Here is a 3,950-nt window from a genome sequence, read left to right on the forward strand (position 1 = left end):
ATTACCTCAACAGATCCTGTAGTATGGTACGATGCATTAACCGGCGGAAACACCGTAAGCAGTCCAACCCTTAATAGCGTAGGCAGCACAACCTATTATGCCGAAACTGCAATCAGTGGCGGCTGTAACAGTTTAACAAGAACATCGGTAACGCTAACGATTACGGATGCACCCGAAGCACCCGTAAGTGGAGGAGATCAGGTTTCTTGTGCTTTAGATCCAGTTCAGACCTTAACAGCTACCGCTACTGTACCAGGAGGCCAAACAGTTGTTTGGTACACTGCAGCTACAGGAGGTGCAGCTGTGTCAAACCCTACCTTGGACAGTGTTGGTAGTATAACATATTACGCGCAGGCCGATGTTGATAATAATGATTGTTTTAGCTTAACAAGGACTGCTGTGACCTTAACCATAAACGACTGTGGTATTAATATTGAAAAAATAGCAAGCCCGAATAACCCACAAGGTTGTACTCCAGTAGCTGCTGGTGAGAGCATTTCCTATACTTTTAGGGTTACGAACAATGGTACTACACCTATTAGTAACGTAGTAGTAACTGATGCTATGATTGCTGCAATCTCTGGCCCATCAGGGGACACGAATAGTGACAATAAGCTTGATGTTTCTGAAACTTGGGAATACACTGGTTCTTATACAGTAATTGCACAAGATATTATAAATGGGCAAATTGTTAATACAGCGGAGGTTTCTGGTGAAGCTCAGGCATCAACTCCATTCCCGGTTTCAGGTTCAGATTCCGAAACTGTTAATCTTTGTCAAAATGCTGAGATTTCAATTGTAAAATCGAGTACAAGTGCAACAGGAGAGTGCATCAACTATGAGGTTGATAATACTATTAATTATGAGTTTGTGGTAACTAATGAGGGTGATGTTGATATTACCGATGTTGTTGTAAACGACACTAAGCTAGGTGGTGTAATAGCCGGTCCAGCTAGTGGAGATACTAATAGTGACGGAATATTAAATGTAGGTGAAGTATGGACATATAATGCTTCATATTCAATAACTCAAATTGATATAGATGCCGGCTCAGTTGTAAATACTGCAGATGTAGATGGTAATTCAGTTTTGGGCGCTCTCGATACTGTTACAAGTAATGAAGTTACGGTATTGATCTGTAGCGATGCCAGTATAGCATTAATAAAAACCGCTAATGTAGAAGTAGATCCAGCCACGGGCTGTTCAGTAGTAGAAGAGGGACAGGTAATCACCTATAACTTCTCCGTTAAGAATACTGGGAACGTAACCCTTACCGATATTATGGTGTCAGACCTTGTTGGTGGCGTAAGCGTAGCAGGCGGACCGATCACCTTGGCACCTGGCGCGGAAGATACAAGTACGTTCACCGCAACCTATACTATTACCCAAGCTGATATTGACAATGGGTCATTTACCAACTCCGCTGAAGTAGCTGGAACCACTCCTGATGACACCCAAGTAACCGATACGTCCAACAACGACGGGTACCCAGGAAACAACTCAACGGTGGTAACGATCTGTAGCGATGCCAGTATAGCATTAATAAAAACCGCTAATGTAGAAGTAGACCCAGCCACGGGCTGTTCAGTAGTAGAAGAGGGACAGGTAATCACCTATAACTTCTCCGTTAAGAATACTGGGAACGTAACTCTTACCGATATTATGGTGTCAGACCTTGTTGGTGGCGTAAGCGTAGCAGGAGGACCGATCACCTTGGCACCTGGCGCGGAAGATACAAGTACGTTCACCGCAACCTATACTATTACCCAAGCTGATATTGACAATGGCTCATTTACCAACTCCGCTGAAGTAGCTGGAACCACTCCTGATGACACCCAAGTAACCGATACGTCCAACAACGACGGGTACCCAGGAAACAACTCAACGGTGGTAACGATCTGTAGCGATGCCAGTATAGCATTAATAAAAACCGCTAATGTAGAAGTAGACCCAGCCACGGGCTGTTCAGTAGTAGAAGAAGGACAGGTAATCACCTATAACTTCTCCGTTAAGAATACTGGGAACGTAACCCTTACCGATATTATGGTGTCAGACCTTGTTGGTGGCGTAAGCGTAGCCGGAGGACCGATCACCTTGGCACCTGGCGCGGAAGATACAAGTACGTTCACCGCAACCTATACCATTACCCAAGCTGATATTGACAATGGCTCATTTACCAACTCCGCTGAAGTAGCTGGAACCACTCCTGATGACACCCAAGTAACCGATACGTCCAACAACGACGGGTACCCAGGAAACAACTCAACGGTGGTAACGATCTGTAGCGATGCCAGTATAGCATTAATAAAAACCGCTAATNATTACCCAAGCTGATATTGACAATGGCTCATTTACCAACTCCGCTGAAGTAGCTGGAACCACTCCTGATGACACCCAAGTAACCGATACGTCCAACAACGACGGGTACCCAGGAAACAACTCAACGGTGGTAACGATCTGTACTGATGCAAGTATTGCACTGATTAAAACTTCCGATGTAGAAGTAGATCCAACTACAGGATGTTCCACAGTTGTTGTAGGTCAAGTAATCAACTATAATTTCTCCGTTAAGAACACGGGTAATTCAACACTTACAAACGTAATTGTTACGGATCCAGACGCCACAATGTCTGGTGGTCCTATTGCTAGTTTGGCACCGGGCGTTGAAGATGCTACAACCTTTACAGCAACTTATACCATTACACAAGCCGATGTTGATTCTGGAATGTTCTCTAACCAAGCTACGGCCACGGGAACTGCTCCTGACAATAGTCAGCCAACGGATCTTTCAGACCATACAAGTTATACTGAAAACAACCCAACAATCGTAGACATCTGTACCGATGCAAGCATTGCATTAATCAAAACTTCCGATGTAGAAGTAGATCCAACTACAGGATGTTCAACAGTTGTTGTAGGTCAAACGATTAACTATAATTTCTCCGTTAAGAACACGGGTAATTCAACCCTTACAAACGTAATTGTTACGGATCCAGACGCCACAATGTCTGGTGGGCCTATTGCTAGTTTGGCACCAGGCGCAGAAGATGCTACAACATTTACAGCAACTTATACCATCACACAAGCCGATGTTGATTCTGGAATGTTCTCTAACCAGGCTACGGCTACCGGAACTGCTCCTGATAATAGTCAGCCAACAGACCTTTCTGACCATTCAAGTTATACTGAAAACAACCCAACAATCGTAGACATCTGTACCGATGCAAGTATTGCATTAATCAAAACTTCCGATGTAGAAGTAGATCCAACTACAGGATGTTCCACAGTTGTTGTAGGTCAAACGATTAACTATAACTTCTCCGTTAAGAACACGGGTAATTCAACCCTTACAAACGTAATTGTTACCGATCCAGACGCCACAATGTCTGGCGGACCTATTGCTAGTTTGGCACCGGGCGCAGAAGATGCTACAACCTTTACAGCAACTTATACCATCACACAAGCCGATGTTGATTCTGGAATGTTCTCTAACCAGGCTACGGCCACGGGAANACGGGTAATTCAACCCTTACAAACGTAATTGTTACGGATCCAGACGCCACAATGTCTGGTGGTCCTATTGCTAGTTTGGCACCGGGCGTTGAAGATGCTACAACCTTTACAGCAACTTATACCATCACACAAGCCGATGTTGATTCTGGAATGTTCTCCAACCAAGCTACGGCTACCGGAACTGCTCCTGACAATAGTCAGCCAACAGATCTTTCAGACCATACAAGTTATACTGAAAACAACCCAACAATCGTAGACATCTGTACCGATGCAAGTATTGCTCTGATTAAAACTTCTGATGTAGAAGTAGATCCAACTACAGGATGTTCCACAGTTGTTGTAGGTCAAACGATTAACTATAACTTCTCCGTTAAGAATACGGGTAATTCAACCCTTACAAACGTAATTGTTACGGATCCAGACGCCACAATGTCTGG

General features: G+C 44.1%; 3 protein-coding genes. All 3 read left to right on the top strand.

Annotated features, from left to right (window positions below; all coding sequences use genetic code 11):
• Positions 1 to 2,334, top strand: a complete 2,334-nt coding sequence (locus QPK98_RS15505; protein WP_435373106.1) for a DUF7507 domain-containing protein — start codon at positions 1 to 3, stop codon at positions 2,332 to 2,334.
• 112 nt (positions 2,335 to 2,446) lie between these two features.
• Positions 2,447 to 3,541 (top strand): DUF7507 domain-containing protein, encoded by a 1,095-nt coding sequence (locus tag QPK98_RS15510; protein WP_310994388.1) that lies wholly within the window; start codon positions 2,447 to 2,449, stop codon positions 3,539 to 3,541.
• A 23-nt stretch (positions 3,542 to 3,564) separates the two neighbouring features.
• On the top strand, positions 3,565 to 3,950 hold a 386-nt coding region (locus tag QPK98_RS15515; protein WP_310994389.1), incomplete at its 3' end, for a DUF7507 domain-containing protein.

The sequence above is a fragment of the Aequorivita marina genome (assembly GCF_031631895.2).
GTDB classification, from domain to species: domain Bacteria; phylum Bacteroidota; class Bacteroidia; order Flavobacteriales; family Flavobacteriaceae; genus Aequorivita; species Aequorivita marina.